14 protein-coding genes are annotated in these 21978 nt (G+C 23.5%); 1 reads left to right on the top strand and 13 read right to left on the bottom strand.

The genetic code is table 11. The annotated features are described in order from the left end of the window. Nucleotides 1–519: 519 nt before the first annotated feature. The 13 genes from Q0087_RS07275 to Q0087_RS07215 all read right to left on the bottom strand — a co-directional run bounded on the left by Q0087_RS07275 (nt 520) and on the right by Q0087_RS07215 (nt 19413). On the bottom strand, nt 520–1446 hold the full coding sequence (locus Q0087_RS07275) for an AEC family transporter (RefSeq protein WP_297899026.1): 927 nt from the start codon (nt 1444–1446) through the stop codon (nt 520–522). A gap of 300 nt (nt 1447–1746) precedes the next feature. Then, nucleotides 1747–2682, bottom strand: coding sequence for a DNA repair and recombination protein RadA (radA, locus tag Q0087_RS07270; protein ID WP_297899025.1), 936 nt, complete (start codon nt 2680–2682; stop codon nt 1747–1749). Between the two features lie 127 nt (nt 2683–2809). Then, on the bottom strand, nt 2810–5188 hold the full coding sequence (locus Q0087_RS07265) for an OB-fold nucleic acid binding domain-containing protein (RefSeq protein WP_297899024.1): 2379 nt from the start codon (nt 5186–5188) through the stop codon (nt 2810–2812). A 787-nt stretch (nt 5189–5975) separates the two neighbouring features. After that, the gene (locus tag Q0087_RS07260) at nt 5976–7385 is read right to left on the bottom strand and encodes an undecaprenyl-phosphate glucose phosphotransferase (RefSeq protein WP_297899023.1); all 1410 of its coding nucleotides are present in this window, start codon (nt 7383–7385) and stop codon (nt 5976–5978) included. A 157-nt stretch (nt 7386–7542) separates the two neighbouring features. Further along, nucleotides 7543–8415 carry a glycosyltransferase family 2 protein gene (locus Q0087_RS07255; protein WP_297899022.1) on the bottom strand — a complete coding sequence of 291 codons (873 nt, stop codon included), beginning with the start codon at nt 8413–8415 and terminating at the stop codon, nt 7543–7545. 299 nt (nt 8416–8714) lie between these two features. Further along, nucleotides 8715–9713, bottom strand: coding sequence for a glycosyltransferase family 2 protein (locus Q0087_RS07250; protein ID WP_297899021.1), 999 nt, complete (start codon nt 9711–9713; stop codon nt 8715–8717). Next, nucleotides 9713–12076 carry a glycosyltransferase family 2 protein gene (locus Q0087_RS07245; protein ID WP_297899034.1) on the bottom strand — a complete coding sequence of 788 codons (2364 nt, stop codon included), beginning with the start codon at nt 12074–12076 and terminating at the stop codon, nt 9713–9715. Before Q0087_RS07245 ends, Q0087_RS07250 begins: the two co-directional genes overlap by 1 nt. A gap of 172 nt (nt 12077–12248) precedes the next feature. After that, nucleotides 12249–14135, bottom strand: coding sequence for a CDP-glycerol glycerophosphotransferase family protein (locus Q0087_RS07240; protein WP_297899020.1), 1887 nt, complete (start codon nt 14133–14135; stop codon nt 12249–12251). Between the two features lie 294 nt (nt 14136–14429). After that, the gene (locus tag Q0087_RS07235; RefSeq protein ID WP_297899019.1) at nt 14430–15599 is read right to left on the bottom strand and encodes a CDP-glycerol glycerophosphotransferase family protein; all 1170 of its coding nucleotides are present in this window, start codon (nt 15597–15599) and stop codon (nt 14430–14432) included. A gap of 20 nt (nt 15600–15619) precedes the next feature. Continuing rightward, on the bottom strand, nt 15620–16363 hold the full coding sequence (locus Q0087_RS07230) for an ABC transporter ATP-binding protein (RefSeq protein ID WP_297899018.1): 744 nt from the start codon (nt 16361–16363) through the stop codon (nt 15620–15622). 8 nt (nt 16364–16371) lie between these two features. Further along, nucleotides 16372–17166, bottom strand: coding sequence for an ABC transporter permease (locus Q0087_RS07225; protein WP_297899017.1), 795 nt, complete (start codon nt 17164–17166; stop codon nt 16372–16374). 438 nt (nt 17167–17604) lie between these two features. Beyond that, the gene (locus Q0087_RS07220) at nt 17605–18630 is read right to left on the bottom strand and encodes a ribitol-5-phosphate dehydrogenase (RefSeq protein WP_297899016.1); all 1026 of its coding nucleotides are present in this window, start codon (nt 18628–18630) and stop codon (nt 17605–17607) included. Between the two features lie 78 nt (nt 18631–18708). After that, entirely contained in the window at nt 18709–19413 is a 705-nt protein-coding gene (locus tag Q0087_RS07215) for a 2-C-methyl-D-erythritol 4-phosphate cytidylyltransferase (RefSeq protein WP_297899015.1), read from the bottom strand. A gap of 690 nt (nt 19414–20103) precedes the next feature. Here Q0087_RS07215 and Q0087_RS07210 point away from each other — a divergent pair. Continuing rightward, nucleotides 20104–21441, top strand: a complete 1338-nt coding sequence (locus Q0087_RS07210; RefSeq protein WP_297899014.1) for a polysaccharide pyruvyl transferase family protein — start codon at nt 20104–20106, stop codon at nt 21439–21441. Nucleotides 21442–21978 lie beyond the last annotated feature (537 nt).

Here is a 21978-nt window from a genome sequence, read left to right as displayed (position 1 = left end):
TAGTAAATATTTTAAATTATTAACTAAAATTATTAACTACCAATTCAATTGGACATATATTAATTTAAATTATTAAATATGATTAATAATTTTTTATAATTTTAATTTATATTAATATATATAAAATCTTAGATGGTGTTATGTATGCCATTTAGATAAATAAAGGTTTCTATTTTTAATATGGAGTAAAGTTTATATATGATGAAAATATTTCAAATTAAAATAGTTTAAATAGAAAAAAAAGAATTTTTAAATAATTATATAAAAGATTATGTGTTAAACACTTTTAAAAATATTAAAAATTGAAAATTATTAAAAATAAAAAGATTATATAGTGTTATTTAATTAAGAAAAATATTTAAAAATAGAAAAATGTTTAGAATATTAAAATAGTATATAATATTAAAATTAATTATTATATTAAAAATTATATTAAAATAGTATATAATATTAAAATTAATTATTATATTAAAAAATATTTAAAATTAATTAAAATAGATAATACGTATAAATATTTAATCATATTAAACCCGTTATAATGGGTAATATACCTATTAAAATGGGCAAAGTAATTAAACTAAAGACAGTAGTTAAAATAGAACAATCTGCAGAAGTATTGAAGTCTAAGCCATAAGTAACAGCTAAAACCATTGTCAACATTCCAGAAGGCATTCCTGCCTCCACAATAGCTATTGTAAACTCCATACCAGAAAGACCCAATAAAGTAACAATAGTTAAAGCAATTATTGGTGCAATAGCAAGTTTAACAATTACATCCAATCCTGCAACCTTTAAATTATTTTTTAATCCTTTAAATTGTAGAGAAAGACCTAATGAAATCATTATTATAGGAATAGCAACTGCAGCCAAATATCCAATTATATTAGTAGGTATTTCCCCAATAGGAATATTTAAAATATTAAAAACAATTCCTAAAATAAATGCCCATAATACAGGAAAACCCAAGATTCTTTTAAATACATCTTTAAAATTGCCTCCAAAATTAGCAATTAAAATAATACTTAATGAAAGAAACATTATTAAAGTACCCATGTCATAAAATATTGCTCTTAAAAGACCAGTTTGACCAAATACTCCTAAAACCATTGGGAAACCTAAAAAAGCAGTATTTCCTAAAACAACAGGGACGACAGCACCCCATAATTTTTTTTCTGAAAACTTTTTCTTTTTTAGAATTATGTAAACAATTAAACCAGATAATGCACCTACAGTTATACTAATAGCCGGCATTATAGCTAAAGAAGTTATATTAGAAAGATTCGCCCCATACAATGAGGAAAAAATAAGACAAGGCATTGCAACATTAATAACTAATTTATTCAAAACTTCAATATCTTTAATATTGAGCAATTCTATTCTTTTAAGAAAATAACCCAAAAAAATCAAAAACAATATAACAATTATTGTACTTATCACTTCAGACATTATTTCACTTTAATAATATGATAAAAAATCTTTATTTTTTTTAAATATTTAATACATTAATTTATTAATTTTATCCCAAATAATTATAAGAATATTTTATTATTTTATTATTAATAAAATTAAGGTATAATAGAGCATGAATAAAAATATAAAGAAAAACAAAAATGATTTATTATACAAAAGAAATTATTATGAAAAATAATAAATAGGCAATACTGCTAGAAAATCAAACTTAAAAGTGCAAAAATTAAATAAAAAAATAAAAATTAAAAATAAATTAAAAAATATTTAATTAAAAATCTAGTCAACAATACCATCACTAGTGATTTTAAATACACATTCTCCTTCAGGTAAATGAGGAGAATCTACTAATCTAGCAATTCTCTTACCAGCTAATCCTTTTTTAAGCCAAATTCTATAAGTAGAAGCATGCCCTAAAACATGCCCACCGATAGCCTTAGTTGGACTTCCAAAGAAAGCATCAGGTCGTGCTTGAACCTGATTAGTAATGAAAACAGCTACATTATAAGTATTAGCTATATTCTGAAGAGCATGCAAATGCTGGTTTAATTTCTGTTGTCTTGTTGCTAATGACTCTCTTCCAACATATTCTGCCCTAAAATGAGCCATCAATGAATCGACAATTACTAATTTAATATTTGATCCACTTTGAATTAATTCATTAATTTTATCTGCCATTAAAATTTGATGAGAAGAATTAAAAGCCCTAGCAATGTGAATTTTTTGTAAAACCTCTTCATGATCAAGTTCAAAACCATCTGCAATTTGTTCAATTCTCTCAGGCCTGAAAGTATTTTCAGTATCAATAAATACACATTCTCCATCGATACCGCCAAGATCTTTAGGAAGTTGAACAGTAACTGCTAATTCATGAGAAATTTGACTTTTACCTGATCCAAATTCACCAAAAACTTCAGTGAGAGATTGAGTTTCAATTCCTCCACCAATTAATTCATTAAAAGCATCACTCCCCACAGTAATTCTTCCAACATCTCTTCTTCTTTCCATAACATCATATGCCGTTTCAAAATCAATAGATTCAGCTTTTCTAGCGGCTTCGATAACTTTTTCAGCAACACCCTCGCCAATTTCTGCTTTAACTGCTAATTCTTTTGCAGTGGCTGTAGCTAATCTCATCATATCCGCAAAACCAGCATCTCTCAATTTTTGTGCGGTTTTTTCTCCAACACTTGGCAAATCTTCAAGTTCTACCATAATAAACATCCCTATATTATTTATACTATTTTACAATTCATTTACAAAAATTATAGATTAGAGTTAAAGAGTTAATGTTAACTCTTTTAATCTAAATTATTATATTACCTTCAATAATTATCAATTACTACAACTCTGTAGAGATAATCTTTTTAGGGTTCAATCTTATTTCTTCATTATATTCATCAAAATTAACATCTGCAATAATTTTAATGCCCATTCCTGCCAAATTTTCAACTTTACCCTCTAACACACCTTCATCAGCACTTTCTTCAACTATTTCTGCTGCTTCATCAGTAGTCATTCCAAGAAGTCTCTCAGCTAATTTTCCAAAGAATGTTATTGAAATTTCCCCAGTATCATCCTCAATTCTTCCAGGAATCATTAGAAGGTATTTTGGTTTTTCTACATCTTCCCCACAATAATCACATACATATTCATCATCAATTTGTTCTAATCTATTATTACAATTAGGGCACCTAGCAGAAAGAATATTATTACCAAAAGTATCTCCAAGTGTTCCTTGAATTTTAATATTTCTATCATCATCCTCCAAATCAGATATATTTTTAGATTGATATAAAATATCTTCTAATTCCTCAAAAGAAGGCAACTCATTTAATTCCTCATCTTTTGCCTTTATTATTTTAGTACTATTACTAATACTAAGTTCAAGATTATCATTTCTAAAAGTTACCCTAGGATTTTCTATTCTTAATGCTTCACCAACTTCATAAGAAGCATCTGCTTGTTCATTCCAAAGAGTAGTTCTTATAATACCAGTATCATCCCCAATTTCTATATTTCTAACTAATCCAGGAGTACCATCTTGTCTTTGGAATTCATTGACATCTTGAAGATCAATGATCCTTGCTAAAACTCTTATATTGGAATCATCTTCTTCTAATTGATCAATTTTTTTAGGAGTATAAATCATGTCCTCAAGTTCAGAAAAAGAAGGTAAATCTCCAGTTTGATCTTCATCTAATTCAATTATTCTAGCAGTTTTCCCTATATTGAGTTCAACAGCATAAAGTCCCATCCTAGTCCTAGCATTTTCAATTAAAAATGCATTTCCTATTTCAAAATTGTTTTGAGCTTTTTCATCCCAAAATGATAATCTAACTATTCCAGTTTCATCAGCTAAATCTCCAGATCTAACTAAACCAGTTGTCCCATCTTCTCTTTGAAATTCTCTTGGATCATTCATAGACATGATTCTACCTAAAACATCAACTTCTTCACCATCTTCTTCAATTTCATGAATAACACTAATTTTGATTGGCTCTAGTTTTGACTTATACTCTTTTAAAATGTCTATAATCTCATTATTCTCATTAGGATTGGTTATTATCTGAGTATTCCAATTTGTATTAACTCTATATCCAGTTTCAGTGTATTCATCAAATTCAATATTTCCACCAGTGATTTTAATAATATCTCCTTTATTAATGTTTATATTAGTATCATCACCCCAAAGAGTCACCCTAATAGATCCAGTATCATCGGCTATTTCAATAGATTTAACTGTGCCTTTAGAACCATCAGCTCTCTCAAATTCAATAGTATCTTGGATTTTAATAACAATTCCCAATAATGAAACATCTTTCATTTCTTGGACTTCTGCAATTTTTAATACTTTATCTTCATATTCAGGAACATCAAAATCCCCTTTGACTATTCTTCCATCCCAATGAGTCAGTGAAATTTCACCATTTCTTTCTCTGGCAGAAGCACCTAATATTTTTAATGAATCCCCCTCTTTTAATTCTAAGCTATTTATTAAACTAGTATCTTTATTCCACAAAGTGTAACTAATTTTTCCAGTTTTATCTTTTAATTCTAATGAAGATACATTTCCTTTTTTGCCATTTTTCTCATATGTACGAATTTTAGGGACCCTTATCAGCCTTGCAATAATATTAACAGACGTGTCTGGAGAAATATCCTCAATAGGAGTAATTAATTCCTCATAATCTGGAAAATTTAAGTAATCTGTACTTTCTAAAACATTTATAGTAGAACGAGGTTGTAAATGAATTTCTTTAGTTCCAGATTGATAGCCATCCTTAACATCGACTTTATTTATTTGTATAATATCTCCTTCATTAATATTTTTAAGTAGTTTTATATTTTCAGTCCAAAAAACGGCCCTTATTTCACCAGTATCATCTGCTAATTTCAAATTAGCTAATTTTCCATCTTTTCCTTTACGACTTGTAAATATTTTTGGATTTGAAATACCAATTACTCTTCCAATCACACTTAAATTTTGAGCTCCAGATTCCAATTTTGATATCTTATCCATTAAATGTTCTTGACTTTCAGACCTATGTTCATTTTTTTCAGTGATATATTCCCCTACAACAGTACGAGCAATATCCACATCACTCATAAAGCTTATATCTTTATAATCTTTCTTTTTTTCATTCATTTTCTCTAAAAACTCTTCTTCAGAGACCTTATCTTTGATTTTATTATATTCTTCAAAAATTTCATTATCCATACCAAACCCTCACAAATTAAATACTAATTATTGGTTTATATTTAATAGAATTTTTCCAAGTAGATGAAAAGTAATATTTTTAAAAGTTTTATTAAAAAATTTAGTTAAAATGTGTTTATAATTAAAATTAGATATTAAAAATAATATTATATTATAACCTCAATATCCAACTTTTTATTAAACTCCTTTAAAATATTCTTATACTCGAATACCTATTTAAATTTTATAATTCTATTTCCATTAATATTTTTGTAATACCATATCCATTTAAAAAATTATAAAAAATTATAATTATTTTTTATCTTATAAAAAATCATAAAATAGCTAATATCATAATTGTAATTTTTTCAATCAGAATATTTATATAATTAATTTATTTTTAATTTATTTTAACTATTTTATAGTATAACCTTTTTATGAAATCTTTTTTGTATTACTAAAAACAAATTAATAATACATATAATATAAATATTATTACATTTTATTTATAAAATTATAATTAGATAATTAGATATTCAGAAAATAAACATATTATTGATAAAATTAAAAAATAAAGAATATTGTAAAAAATAGTAAAAAATTTAATAAAAATATAATTAAACAGATTTTTCATGAAAATTGAAACTTTTGAAAGAGAGAAAATAGATAATTGATAGAATGAGATATATTTTAAAATAATTAAATATACACAAAATAGGAAAATATATTGAAAATAGGAAAATATATTGGAAATAGAAAAATATATTGGAAATAGTTAAAAACAGAGAATAATATTTATAATAAAAGATCAATAAGCATTTTTATTTCCTTTTAAGATTGTTTTCCACATTATTAATATATCCAACCCAAAATACCAATTTTCTACATACTCAATATCATATTCAATACGTCTTTTAATAGAAGTATTTCCTCGGTATCCATGGACTTGTGCCAATCCAGTAAGACCTGGCCTAACCTGATGCTTTACCATATATTTTGGTATTTCATCCCTAAATTTTTCCACAAAAAATGGCCTTTCAGGTCTTGGACCTACAACACTCATTTCCCCTTTTAAAACATTGAAAAATTGAGGTAACTCATCAATACTTGTTTTTCTAATAAAATTCCCCACTTTTGTTTTTCTAGGATCATCTTCAGTAGTCCATTCGGACTTTTCTTCATTATTATCCTGTACTTTCATGCTTCTAAATTTATACATCATAAAAGGTTTTCTTTGATAACCAATTCTTTCTTGTTTAAATATTATAGGTCCCGGAGAGCTTATTTTAATAGCAATTGCTGTTAATATCATTATTGGAGAAGTTATAATGATAGCTATTACAGATATTATAATATCAGAGATTTTTTTCATGAATCTATTTAAAGCATCATCCAATGGAACATAACGAATATTAATTATAGGCAATTCATCTATCATGTCAACAGAAGGTTTTGCAGGGAAATATCTATAATAATCAGGGATTATTTCAGCTTTTACGCCCTGATTTTCACATATATCGACTAATTTTGTTAGATTATCATAATATTTAAGAGGTATGGCTATTATAACCCTATCATATTGATTATTAGATAAAAATTCATCTAAATCATTTATCCCTCCTATTACCGATGCACCATTAGTTCCTTCCATTACATATCCAATTTTATGATGGGAACCTAAAAATCCACTTATTGAATAACCGAGATATTTTTTTAATACAATCTTTCTAGCAAATTTTGTAGCCAATTCTCCATCCCCAACAATCAGGATGTGCTTAAGATTTTTATCATTAGAACGTATATTTTTTAATATAGACCTAAATATCACTCTTTCAGTTATAGCAAATACTGTGCTGAAAGATGCAAAAACAAAAATCAACTTTCTAGAATAATTAGGTTGATCTATAACAAATAACAATGCAATTAATACAACAAAAACCAACACATTAACTTTTATAATATCTGTAGCTTCAGATATTATATTTGATTGATTTCTAAAAGGCTTATATAAACCTGAAAAATAATAAAATATCAGATATAAAGGAATAATAAAAATTGCCAATAATAAATATTTTTCAAAGGGCAAAAATCCTCCTAATGGCCCAAATATAGTTGTTTTAAATCTCAAAACCCAAGCCGCAATAAATGCCAAAACAACCACTGAAGCATCAGTTATAACTAATATTGCATTCAAAAGTCTTTGGTTTTGTTTTATCATTCTACACCTTACTTGTATAATCATTTTATAGAATATTATACAATTTACTAATCAATAAATAATAAGCATATATATACTTACTATTATTTATATGATTGTCTTGATTTATATAAATTTATATCCCTATTTAATACTAATTATATAAATCAAAGTATTATTATTTCTTAAAAAGATTAAAAAACAATTTAATTATTAAAAGGATTATAATCCCCAGATATACGGAAAATCTAGTGAAAAATGAATATTTATTTTTATAATGTTTATTGTAAAAAAGATACATAGCTCTGTAAAATTCATATATCAACTTAGATTTTTGTTTTTTACTACTTGCTCCTTTATAGTGAATAATTTCTGCTTCCCCATAGTATAAAATTTTCCATCCAGCGTCTTTTATCCTATAACACCAATCAATATCTTCACCATACATAAAATAATCTTCATCTAAAAGCCCAATCTCATTTATGGTTTCCCTTCGAACAAGCATAAAAGCTCCAACTAGACTATCTACCTCATAAATCCCATTTTCATCAAGAGCGTCTAAATTATAGTCATTAGAATTAGAATTTTTTTTAATCCTATTAAACCCAAATAACTTGTAAAAAGAATTTTTAGGGTTTGGAAAGCTACGTTTACATGCTTTATCTAAATCTCCATTGGGTAAAATTATTTTACATCCAATAGCTCCGACTTTATCCTGATTTTTTACATAATTTAAGCATTTATCAATAGAGTTCTCCTTTATTAAAGTATCCGAATTCAACAGAAGGATAAACTCCCCTTTACTTTCTTTTATAGCCAAATTATTAGCTACAGCAAACCCTTGATTAGAAGAATTAGCTATGAATATTACTTTACCCATAGAAATTTCATTTTTAAAAAAAGATTTCAGTTTTTCATAACTGCCATCCATAGAATTATTATCAACTACAAAAATTTCATAAGAATTTTCAGTGTTATTTATAACTGATTTAATAGTATTTTTTGTCAGTTCAAAAGTTCTGTAATTAACAATTATAATTGATAAATCCATCTAATCACTAAGTCAACTTTAAATTTTAACATATATAATTTAGTAAAAATTAATTTTATTAAAACATAATTTAAATCAAATTTTTAGGCATGAATATTTTAAGCATTATAAATATTTTAATTATTATCCATAAAAATATTATCGTGCATATATATAAAATTATTCAAAAATATTTGCCAATATCATTCAAAAATATTTGCCAATATCATGACCAAATAATTTTAAAAACCTAAGAATGCCAATAGAAATTTGTTTTAAAAATCGTTTTAAATAAATAATAACCTAAAAAAAATTTTAAACTATTTAAAAATTAATTTAAAAGTATTTAATATTAATCTAAACTCTATTCTCATATAATTTTTCAAATTAGATGATTTGAACTTTATTTTATCTATTTTTTTCCTATTGGATATTCCTTCTCTTAATCCTTTTAAATATAGTTTTCCATAACCCTTTTTAAAGAAAAATAAATATTTTATTAAAAATCCAATAAATAAAAATCCGATATTAATAACTATTTGAGGCCATGGCATGTTTTTATAAATCAACCATATATTATTACGAGCAGCAAGTTTTATTTTAAACTCATTATACCTACTACCACTACTACCACTACCAACATGATAAACAATTGCTTTTGGAGAATAAACATTTTTATATCCATATATTTGTGCCCTGTAAGAAATATCAACATCTTCCATATATGCAAAAAAATTTTCATCAAAATATCCAATTTTGTTTAAAATTGATTTTCTATATAAAGCAGCACCAGCACAACTACTAAATATTTCTCTAGATTTTGAATAGTTTTTTGAAGATAATCCATCCCCTGATTTTTTTGTCCATCCCAATAAAGTGTATTCATCACCAGCATCATCAATTAAATCCTTATTGTTATATTGAAGCATTTTACTACTTACACTAAAAATTTTATCATCTTTTTCTATAGATTCAACTAAATAATAAAAAAAATCAGAAGTTATTTCAACATCATTATTAAGTAAACAAATATAAGTAGAATCATTTGAATTAGAAAATTTTATTCCTTGGTTTACAGCTTTCGAAAACCCTAAATTTATATTATTAAATAAAACATTGTAAGTGATGTTTTTTAAATTTTCATTTTTTAATTTATCATTTAAATATTCCCTACTTCCATCAGTTGATCCATTATCTATAATTATTATATATAAATGATTGATTCTTAATTTTTCTGAAAATTTTCGCTCTAATGAATTTAAACAAATTTTTAAAAAGTTCAAACCATTAAAATTAGGAATAACAATAGAAATTCTCATTATTTTTCACCATTTAATATTTCTTTAATATAAAGCAATATTAAAAACATCCTATGAGTACTATAAAATAATGAATAGGAAAAAGGAATTTTTCCATTCTTAAATGAAGATTTAAACATTACTTTTTGAGATAAATTGGTAGATATTAATTTTTGATAAATTCTAATTGATTTAGATTCCCTATATAATTTTAAAACATCTTTATAGTAATTATTAAAAAATATTTTATTTTTTCTTAAATAATCAATGTTAACAAGTTTATTAGATAAATACAAATCAAAAACTAAGAATTTTGATTTATTAGAAGGATAGGGAGTTTTTTTATAAAAATACGCCAATTCTTGAGTTGAAAAATTATATAGACTTTTGCTATCAGAATTAAAAATTGGTGTTGATAAAAATGAAAATTCTCCAAATTCTTGTTTATCATTTAATGATTCCAATTTAGAGAATGTTTTTTCCAAAAAAGAATTATCATAAGTAACGGGGATATCAACGAATAATAAATATTTAGATTTAGATTCTTTTATAATTGTTTTTCTAAAATTATCATTTCCCAAAATATTAAAATTATTCATAGAGATATATTCATTAGAAACTTTATCTTTTAAATTTTTATTTAAATATATATCAAAGGACTTGAAAGTTTGGTTATAAATTGATTTTAACAAATCTTCTAATTCAGATTTTTCAATTTTTATATTATCAATAATTATAGATATAAATGAGTTATTAAGATGCTCATTTGTAGTCAAAATATAATGTGCATTAAACTTTTTATAGTTCCCTTTATCGTATAATAACTGAATATCATCTTTAATATTATTAGAAAACTTAAAATCGATCCCTTTTAAAAAATCCTTTTTAAATAACTTATCAGATAATAAAAAATCATGTTTTAAATTAGAATTAATTGTTTCTCTTTTTGAAAATTCGTTTATAGTATATTGATCATTTTTAGAAAATTTTTTATCAATAACTGGATCCATAGGGAATAAAACCCAGTCATAATTTTCCATATTAAGTTTATCAAACATTTTTTTAAATAGTATTGGTGAAAAAAGAATATCTTCTTCAATGAAAAATAAAAATTTTCCTTTAGATTTATTAACAGCATTGTTTTTAAATTCTTCATTTGATTTAGATTTAACAACCTGAATATTTGGTTTATTTATTATTTCATTATTTAAACTATTAAACAACTCTTCTGAAATAATTAATTCAAAAGAAGGGAAATGTGAATTATAACAATTTAAAATAGTCCTATTTAAAGAATCTAAATCTAAAGCAATTTTATCTCCATTATTGATTCTCAAATCAGTCAAGACTATAGAAATTATTGGATTTTTTGCCATTTCATCGTTTTTAATTATTAAATCACTCATTTTGAGATCACTATTATTTTCCACTACCTTAGTCCATGTTCCAGGAAATAAATCATCTCTTAATTGATTAATAATTTCCTTACATCGCTTTAATGTTTTAATATCCGATCTCCAAAAAAATCTATAGGTTATATTAATAAATAGGGCAGTGAGCTCCTTATATATCAGGGTATCGATATATTTTAAAGCATTTCTTTCAAATTCATATAATCTATCATTTTGACCATATTTTTTCAATTCGTTCTTATAATTTATACAATAAGTGTTAAAAGAGTTTAATATGATTTTATAAGATTTATAATAAGAATTAACAGAATTCAAATTGGAATCCTGTGAAAGAGAGGAATCTTCTAAGAATAATCTTTTTTTATATATTAAAAAATCATGAGGGCAACCCACAATTTTTTTACAATTATATAAAAAAGAAAAGAAAAATCCAGCATCACTTGCATGAGTTAAAATAGGCATTTTAACACCTGTTTCCAAAATTTTCTCCCTTCTAAACATCTTATTTAATATTAACATAGTCCAAATTATCCTTTCATCATGAGGAAGAATATCATCTGAAAGAGAAAGTTCTTTTGCATTTTTATAAGACCTTTTTGACCAAGTATCAACAGTAGTTTGTGGACCTATAATTAAATCAGGAGTTTCACCATTAGATTCATGGAAATTTATGGTTTCATTAATATGATAAAAAGAATCTTCAGCAAAAAGGTCACCATCTGGATCTAAAAATCCTATATATTCTCCTTTAGCTACATCTAAAGCATTATTACGGGCAATAGCTACTCCTTGATTCTCTTGGATTATAACATTGATATTAGAATATTTATTAGAATATTTATCAATTATTTTCTGTGTTGAATCTGTAGAACCATCATTAATTATTATAACCTCAAAATTTTGAAAACTCTGATTTAAAATTGAATCAAGAGTATCAGAGATATTTTCTTCCACATTATATGCAGGTACAATAATTGAAAACCTATAGCTAATAATAATTCCTCCTTTCCATTAATTATAGAAAAATTTACTTTAATTGCAATTCTAAAAATTTTTAATTTTTTATAAGATGAAATACCTTTTATTAAATATTAAATTTCCATTTATAGTAATTTAAAAACTTATAATGATTATTTAAAACTTTTCATTTATTATCCAAATTAATCAATTTTTTTATTAAGTCATAAACTCTTTTAGAAGATTTTCCATCAAAATCCTCAAAAAATCTATTTTTAAATTTATCAATTTTAAATTTATCCAAATCTTCGGATTTTATACAGTTAGCTATATCTTCAAAGGCATATACAATTTTTCCTGGTGCAAATTTATTAAAATCATAATAAAAACCTCTATCCACCAAATATTCATCGAAATCATAACAATAAAATAACATTGGAATATCTAAAATTGATGCTTCAAAAACTACTGATGAATAATCAGTGATTAATATATCTGTAATAAACAAAATATCATTAATTTCATAGGTATTAGAAAAATCGAAAACATTGTTCTTATATTTTTCAGGTATCTCTATTTTTTTATTAATAAATGGATGTTGTTTTATTATTAAAACATAGCCAGAATCGCATTTATTATAGCTTTTTTTGAATTCATTGTCGGATTTTTCATTGCCCGATTTATTAATTTTTTCAGTACAAGTAGAGTATTGTTTAATATTAGAATTTAATGAATCTAAAAATTTTTCTATATTAAATTTTTCCATAGGGTAATAAGCATCATCTTTACCTTCCCCCCTAAATGTAGGAGAAAATAATATAATTTTTTTATTTTTAAGCATTGGAAATTCATCATAAATCTTATTCAAAACATATTTTTTATATCCATCATCAAAAAATATATCAGTCCTTGGAATACCCGTTACTACTACTTTTTCATCTGAAATCCCAAATCCTTCACTATAAAATCTTTTTATTTCATTAGAACTTACTATTGCATAATCATAACTACGATGGTTTGAAGAACTCTGATCAACCCCTCCAATTTTACCTAACCTTGAAAATCCAAAAGTTTTAAAAGCTCCTGCTGCATGCCATAGTTGAATAAGTTTTACTTCATTTTTAAGATTAAAATTATGAATATTAGGATAGAAATCATCTAATAATATTATTTTAGAAGTAGAAATAAAGTTAACAAAATGAATCATGTCAAAAATATTAAAATCTTTAATTTTTTTATTTAACAAAAACTTAACAATTTCTATTTCATTATCATTACTTAAAATATTATAAACAGATTGAAAATTTCCAGACAAATAGTTTTTTCTTTCAGACAAGAATAAGATTCTATTATTTACAATTTTTTTATGCTTAAAAAATTTATAAAGAAACCCCATAATTCCTATTTTTAACAATCTTTTGCTATATATAAAACCAGCTAAAATTGATGTTTTCCAATTTATATGCATTAAAATAGACCCAAATGTATTATTTTTTTGATAAAAATTTGGTGACTTATCTACTAAACCTTTTGAAGCTAAATAGCCATCAATGAAGAAAAAAGGAAAAGATATGATTGAAATAATTCCTAAAAAAAAGCTATTTAACTTTTTCAATGTTCTGTATTTAATATCTTGCTTATTATTAATTAAATTTCTCAATATCTCTTCATTTGGTTCCAAATATAATTTATTTAGTTCAAATTTTGGAAGGTAATACATTTTTTTAAAATTGGCTGGCCTATTTCTATTAAGATATTTAATTGAAAAATTTTCGATAATTTCATTACCATAAATCAAGCTAAAATTAATATTAATATCTCCAATAAAATCTTTATCCAAAAAAAGATTATCAATTTCAAATTTTTCATTAGCTGATATGAAACAACATTTCGAAACATGATCTATGTTAAAACTTGTAATTTTAAAAGGCAATCTTCTATTCTCTAATTCATTACTAAAGATAATTCCTAATCTAGGAACATTGATATCATCATATCTAAATTTAATTGATATAGACATGTTTAATATACTATTAATAATATTTAGATCAGTGATTTCAAGTATTGGTTTCATATAACACCTTTATTATATATAATTAGAATTCATTATATAACTAAATAATAGATATAATAAATAATATGCTCATTTTTAATAAGATTAAAAATATTATATAAAATAAATATAGATTTAAAATTATTTAAATATATATAAAAGTTATTAAAAATTATAATAAATTAAATAAAAATAAATAAAAAACATATGCTTAAATAAGGTTATTATTATTTTAAAAGAAGCATTAATGAGAATAATATTAAAATAGTGAATACTATATAATAAAAAAAATATTTCTGAAAATAAGAAATTAGCCTAATTTTCTGACAATATGTAGTCAACTATTCTTTTAGAAGATTTATCATCTAAGTAATCATAATTTCTAAATACGAATTTTTTAATTTTATCAATGTCAAAATTATTATTTTTTATGATTTCAATTATTTCATTAGTATCATTAGCTATAGGTCCAGGCACATCATTATATTCAAAATAGAAACCTCTTTCATTTGAAATATAATATTCTAAATCAAAAGGATAGAAAATAATTGGTTTAAGGAGAACAGCAAACTCTATCATTATAGAAGAATAATCCGTAATCAAAATATCAGAAATCAGCAAAATTTCTTGAACATTATCGTGTTTAGATATATCAATTGAATTTTTAACCGTGGAAATATTATATTTTGGGTGAGATTTAAATATTAAAAAATATTCATCTCCTAAATTTGATTTAAATAGGTTTCCATCAAAATTAACCGTAATTTTATCATTTAAAGATTTATTTTCACGAAATGTCGGAGCATAAAGCACTATTTTTTTCCCTTTAACTTCAGGATACTTTTCTTCAAATTTTGTTCGGATATTTCTTACATTATCCGGATTAATATTATTTTTGTCAAAATAGTAATCAATTCTAGGAATTCCAAATGGCAATATCTTTTTTTCATCAACTTGAAATGCTTTTTGATAAATTTCAGAAATATTAGATGATGTAACAATTAAATGATCAATTTTACTTCCACTCATTTTTAATAATTCTTTAATATTATTATCATCTGTAGTATGAAATCCAAATTTTTTAAAAGCTCCAGGAGCATGCCATAACTGTATTATTTTAATATTATCTTTAAAGTTCATATATGCAATTGGGAAAAAATTATCATTTAAAAAAACAAAATGAGATTTAGATAATTTATATGTTTTTATAAAAAAGAAGTTTAATAAATAAAAAAATTTTTTAAATTTATCTTTAAATGATTTTGATTTATCAAAAGAATAGCTAGATTTATAAATATAATTATATTTAAAATTGTCCCTATTATCTAATTCCCTCTTTATATAAGATAAATTGCTATTTAAAGAAATCTCATCTATTTCATCCATAATAAATGAAACATTTTTATTATTTCTAATTTTTTTTTCACTAGTGAAAAAACTAAAAAAATTAAATATAGAAGCAAATAATTTATATTTAAAATTCATAATAAATAACCTTTAAAAATTTATTTATTAACACTTTCAGTATATAATTCAGCAACGTCGTCTACATTCCCTTCCATTATTAATTTACCATTTTCTAATAATATTGCTTTATTACATAAATCTTTAACTTGTTTTATTGAATGAGATACAAATAAAACAGTAGTATTTCTATCTTCTATCAGAGACATCATTTTTTTAAAACTCTTTTTCCTAAATTTAGCATCTCCAACTGATAGAACTTCATCTAAAATGAGTATATCTGGATTAACCATTGTTGAAATTGAAAAACCTAATCTTGCTCTCATTCCAGAGGAATAATTTGATACTGGAACATTTAAAAATTTTCTAATCTCTGCAAAATCAACTATTTCATCAAATTTTTCTTCCATATATTTTGTTGAAAAACCTAGAGTTGCCCCTCTAAGAAATATATTTTCTCGTCCAGTATAACTCTTGTCAAAACCTGTACTTAATTCTAATAATGGAACTACTCTTCCTTTAGTTTCAACAGTCCCTTTACTTGGTTTCATTACTCCTGCAATTACTTTAAGTAAAGTACTTTTTCCTGCCCCATTTAATCCCAATATAGCTAACCTATCTCCTTTTTCAACCTCAAGGTTAATATTTTGAAGAGCCCAAAATTCTTGAAACATTAATTCTCTATTTTTAAGATCTTTAAAATAGTTTTTTATGCTAAATTTTCCTTGTCTTTTTAAGTTAAACCTTACAGAAACATTATCAACATCAATAACCTTCTCACCCAAATTATCACCTAAATATAAAGTATAAACTTGTCTTGATACTTAAATAAAAGAGCAATACCCAATACAAGGAAAAATATTGTTATCCCTAGAACATAAAATACTTGAAAGGGATCATATGATTGCCCATAAATTACAGATCTTCTAATCATGTCAATTATCTGAAATATCGGATTATATTGGAAAATAAATTGATATTTCTCAGGAACAATTGATACTGGATAAAATAATGCACTACACCACATCAACAAGGTAGTAAAAACTCCCCATAAATGTTGAACATCCCTAAAGAAAACTACAATTGTAGCAAGTGTCAAACCAACACCTAATGTCAAAAAGAACAAAAGAAAGAATGGCAAAATTAATGAAAATACATGCCAAGTTAAAACAACTCCTGTAACAATTACAAGAAGAGCTAAAACAATTAATGACATTAAAAATGTTACATATTTCCCAAGAACACTAGCTAAAGGATATATATACTTCGGAACATAAATCCTTTTTATAATTGAAGCCTTTTTTAATGAATTTAAAGAAGCTTTTGTTCCTCCTGAAAAAAAATCAAAAGCTAATCTCCCACATAATAAATAAACAGGATAATTTTCAATAGTTCTACCTAAAAAAGTTGAAAATACTATGGTTAAAACAATTGTATATAATAAAGGACTTAAAAATATCCAAAAAATCCCTAAAAAGGATCTCCGATATTCTAGCTTTACACTCTTTTTAACAAGTTCATACAATAGATACCTATATTTCATGAAATTTAGAATAAACCTATTGTTCGTTATACTTTCAAATGCCATTATTATCCTCAAACGTGTGCCAATTATGAAAAAATCAATTTAAATAAGATTAATTATAAAAAAAATATGATTCAATAAACATACTAACAAATACTAGAATTTAATAAATTTAAATAAAATAAATCTAGTAATATAATAATAAATCCCATATAAATTAATAAATCTAGTAATATAATAATAAATCTAGTAATATAATAATAAATCTAATAATAAATTAATAAATATCAATGATTAAATTAATAAATCTACTAAAAAGTATCTTAATAAAATATCATGTAAGTATTATATTAAAAATACTATTATAGAAGACGATAATATTTTTATTTTGTCATCATTGTTAATAAATTTATAGTGTTAAATTTATTTATAATATAAAATTTTATGAAAATGATTTTATTATTAAGGCAAAAACAAAATTGAAAATATAAATATTAAAAATTATTTTTTCCATACAAGAACAGTTTTACCAAAATCGGAATTAAAATCTCTCTCAAAAGCTAGATTAATATCATTTAAAGAGTTAATTTCAACAACATCATTGACAATATTTTCTAAATATTTCAATATTTTTGGATATTTTTCAAATAACCCTATTGTTTTAATAAAATCTTTTCTACCGCTCCTACTAGTTCCAAATAAAAATAAACCTTTTTCAAGAATCATTCTAGTATTAATAGGTACTGAATATTCAGAAACTCCTAAAAGAGAAATAGTTCCTTCTGGATTAATTAAATCAATAATTTGATCTACTGCAAGTTGTGAGCCTCTACCACCAACACATTCAAAAGCATGATCAACTCTCAAATCCTGAGGAACTTCATTAATTTTAAATGTTTCATCAGCAAAAGTAAATATATTTAGTTTTTCTTCATTTTTTCCAAATATGATGATTTTAGATTCTGGGAAAAATATTTTAAGTAAAAGAGAGGTTATATAACCTAAATTTCCATCACCCCAAATTCCGATTTTATCTTTCCTATTATGAGAAATTTTAGAAAATCTAGTAATTGAATGAACACTTACACTAATAAGTTCAGTAAATGAAGCAACTTCTTTATTAATATTATTAGGTAATTTAACAAGTCTTTCAGGATTTGAAATAATATAATCCTGCATAAATCCATCAAAACCACTAGCCCTAAATTTACTACTTTCTAAATAATTTTCAGATATAACTTCATCTTTCTCCATTGGAGTATTTGGAATAATTACTACCAACTCACCAACTCTAAAAGTTCCAGTATTATCACTAACAACTTCCCCAATTCCTTCATGTATCAAAGCCATTGGAAGTTTTTCAGCTAATGTTTCAGGATCCCTACTTCCATTATAATATCTTTGATCTGCCTGACAGATTGATAGATAAGTAGGTCTAACCACAACATTATTTTCCAAATCTTCTGCTTCATCATAAATTTCTTCAAATAATTTTGGAGAAACTAAGCGATATACTGTATTAATCATTGTTTCAACCGATATATTTTCTTAAAAAATCCAATTTCACAAAATATATATTTTATTTTCTATATTATTTTAACTATATTATTCTCCTTTTAAAATTGAATTTGCTACTCTCAAATCATTAGGATATGTAATTTTAATATTAGTAACTTCTCCATTAACAAGTGAAACTTTTTCATTGTTAATTGTAAAAATCTTACAAGCATCTGTTAAAATTTCTTTATCTTCTTCTGGAACCATATTATAAAGTCTTTTTAATTTTTTTAAAATAAATGACTGAGGAGTTTGCCCTTGATACATATTTTGCCTATTTGGAATATTGGTAATGAAATTACCATTATTACTTTCTACAATTGTATCTGTTGCAGGAATTACTGTATCACAAGCCCCAAATTTTTTTGCAAATTTTATATTGTCTTCAATAATTCGATGAGTTATAAAGGGCCTAACTGAATCATGAGTAATAATAATATCCTCATCTTCAACATCATAATTGTCTTCTATATAACTAATAGCATTCATAATAGTTTCATTACGAATGCTACCTCCTTCTATAACCACGATTTTTTTAGAATTTGGTATATATTTAGCTACAAGGTCTTCAGTATAATTAATCCATTGTTTTGGACATAATACAACTATTTTCTCTAAATTTTCATTTATATAAAATTTCTCAATAGTGTGTATTATAATAGGCTTTTTTCCTAATAATAAAAATTGCTTTGGTTTCTCGACATTTCCCATCCTAGTTCCTGTTCCACCTGCTAAAATAGCTGCAAATATCATGTTATTTCCTCAAATATTAATAAAATAAAATAATAATAAGTATGTAAATTTTAATTTAAACAATAATTACTTAATTTAAACAACAATTACCTATAATTTAATCCAGAAGCAATACTTAAATCAAATTTTTCTACTGTTTTAAGTATTTCAAAGAATAATGCAAATAAATTTGTATATAAAGTGCATATTAATAAAATTTTATAATTTATAACATTTATAATTATAGTATAAATTTAATAATATTTTAGTTATTTTATAAAAATAATATTTTAATTAAAATAATATTTTAATTATATTATATTAATTATATTATAAAAATAATAATTTTAATTATTATTATAAATTATTCTAATTATAAAAGTGCCAAGAATCTAATTATAATAGTATAAAAAAGACATATTTTAAATTAAAAATTATCAAAACTTAATATTATTATTGAATTTAATATTTAAATATTTGAAATATTATAATCTATTAAAATGAATATTATAATTTATTAAATAATTTAATAATGGATATAATATAAAATAATTATAGATTATTAAGAAAATTAAGATTTTGTAGAATTTTAAAAAATAAAATGGATAAATAAATATATATGAAATTTACAAAAAGTATTTTAAGATGATTGATTGTTTGAGTGGTTATCTATCTACAAACTTATTATTTACAAACAAAAAGTGATTGTTTATGAAAATATTAGTTAGATCTGGAACATCTCCATTAATGAATTTTACTCCAGGACAACTTATTGCAAGAAATGCATTTGGAGGAAATTTAGGAAATTTAGCATATCAATTTGGAGTTTATAGGACATTAATAAACAAAGAAACAGAACTTTTACCTGACTATTATGGTGTAGATAGAGGAAGAATAACATTAAAAGATGCTGAAATGATTAATAAAAAGTATTCAGCATATATCTGTCCTATGGCAAATGGATTTAGAGAAGGATTTATAAATCATTTGATAAAATACACTAGTTTCATTGAAAATCTTGAAATTCCTTTTGTTGTTGCAGGAATTGGAGTTTCTACAGATATAAAAAGTGATGGATATGAAAATTTTCCATTTGATGAACATGTTACTAATTTTATAAATGCAATCCGTGACAATGGAACTATTATAGGAGTAAGGGGCAGAATAACAGGGAATTATTTGTCTAATTTAGGATTTAAAGAAAAAAAAGATTTCATGGTGATTGGTTGTCCAGCAATGTTTTCATTTGGAAATCATTTAAAAATTAGAGATAAAAAGATAACAAAAGAATCTCTAATATCTATAAATTCTGGTTTATATTCCTCAAAAATAAATAATTTTATTTTTAAAACAATGCAAGAATTTTCAAATTACTATTTTATTCCACAATGGAGATCAGAACTTAGATTAACATATATCGGAAGACCAAATCTAAAACAAAAAAGCGAAGTGTATCCAGTTGATTTGGAATCACCAGCTTACAAAAATAACCGTGTTCGAGCCCCAATAAATGCCCAAGGATGGATAGATTTTTTAAAAAAGATTGATTTAAGCTTTGGAGCAAGATTGCATGGAAATATAATGGCCACAATAGCAGGTACACCAAGTATAATGATTGTTAAAGATGGAAGAATGCGAGAATTAGCAGATTTTCATAGATTGACAAATATAACTGAAAATGAATTAATTGAATTTGATTCAGTTTTGGATATTATTGAAAATGTTGATTTTAATTCACCTGAAAAAGGCCATACCGATAGATTTAATAACTATTTAAAATTTTGGAAAAAAAATAAGATTAAAACTGCTTATGATGAAGATTTTAATCTTAAAAAACTTCCTATAGATGATTTATTAAGAAAAAATTCATCACTCCCTATTGAAACAACCTCAAAATTGAAAAAGGAAGAAGTTAAAGAAAGAGTTAAAGAATTTAAAATTGCGAAAAATAGCTGGAAAGTCGAAATTAATGAAAATAATGAAATTAAAAATCTTCTTTCTCAAAATAATATATATAATAAGCTACTAAATTATTTTAAATTTAATTAAAAGAACTAATATTTATTTTTTTAATTATTACCTTATAAAATAACTATATTGTAAAATAATTAAATTTTATATAAAAAATCTAAAAAATATAAATATAAAATTGAATATGAATAAAAGAAGATAAAAGTAAATAATATTATTAAAAATATTATTATATAAAAATTATATATAAATAATAATTAAATATATAATAGAATAAATATATCCGAAATTATAGAAAATATCTGAAATTATAAGAAATCACAATAGTAGTATAAATACTAAGCATAAATATTAAAAATTAATATTTAAAGAGATAATAAGGCAATTATAATTTAAAAAATAAAAAATTATTATATAAAAAATATTATAATTTAAAATATTATAATTTAAAAAATTATAATTTAAAATATTGAAATTTAAAATAATATAATTAAAATAATAAAAATTATAAATTAATTAATAATCTAATTTAAAACTCTAATTTTACTAGTATAAATATTATTAAGAGACAAATAGTAATAATATTACAATATAAATTATTTATAATAATTATTC

The organism is uncultured Methanobrevibacter sp. (genome assembly GCF_937881195.1).
In the GTDB taxonomy this organism is placed as follows: Archaea; Methanobacteriota; Methanobacteria; order Methanobacteriales; family Methanobacteriaceae; genus Methanobinarius.
The sequence above is the reverse complement of the archived record's forward strand: the minus strand, read 5'-3'. Positions and strand labels throughout refer to the sequence as shown.

Coding starts and splice junctions, on each gene's coding strand:
- Q0087_RS07250 (WP_297899021.1), bottom strand. CDS start 9,713: ATGAGAATTTCTATTGTTATTCCTAATTTTAATGGTTTGAACTTTTTA.
- Q0087_RS07255 (WP_297899022.1), bottom strand. CDS start 8,415: ATGGATTTATCAATTATAATTGTTAATTACAGAACTTTTGAACTGACA.
- Q0087_RS07275 (WP_297899026.1), bottom strand. CDS start 1,446: ATGTCTGAAGTGATAAGTACAATAATTGTTATATTGTTTTTGATTTTT.
- Q0087_RS07260 (WP_297899023.1), bottom strand. CDS start 7,385: ATGATAAAACAAAACCAAAGACTTTTGAATGCAATATTAGTTATAACT.
- Q0087_RS07240 (WP_297899020.1), bottom strand. CDS start 14,135: ATGAAACCAATACTTGAAATCACTGATCTAAATATTATTAATAGTATA.
- radA (WP_297899025.1), bottom strand. CDS start 2,682: ATGGTAGAACTTGAAGATTTGCCAAGTGTTGGAGAAAAAACCGCACAA.
- Q0087_RS07215 (WP_297899015.1), bottom strand. CDS start 19,413: ATGATATTTGCAGCTATTTTAGCAGGTGGAACAGGAACTAGGATGGGA.
- Q0087_RS07235 (WP_297899019.1), bottom strand. CDS start 15,599: ATGAATTTTAAATATAAATTATTTGCTTCTATATTTAATTTTTTTAGT.
- Q0087_RS07210 (WP_297899014.1), top strand. CDS start 20,104: ATGAAAATATTAGTTAGATCTGGAACATCTCCATTAATGAATTTTACT.
- Q0087_RS07220 (WP_297899016.1), bottom strand. CDS start 18,630: ATGATTAATACAGTATATCGCTTAGTTTCTCCAAAATTATTTGAAGAA.
- Q0087_RS07265 (WP_297899024.1), bottom strand. CDS start 5,188: ATGGATAATGAAATTTTTGAAGAATATAATAAAATCAAAGATAAGGTC.
- Q0087_RS07225 (WP_297899017.1), bottom strand. CDS start 17,166: ATGGCATTTGAAAGTATAACGAACAATAGGTTTATTCTAAATTTCATG.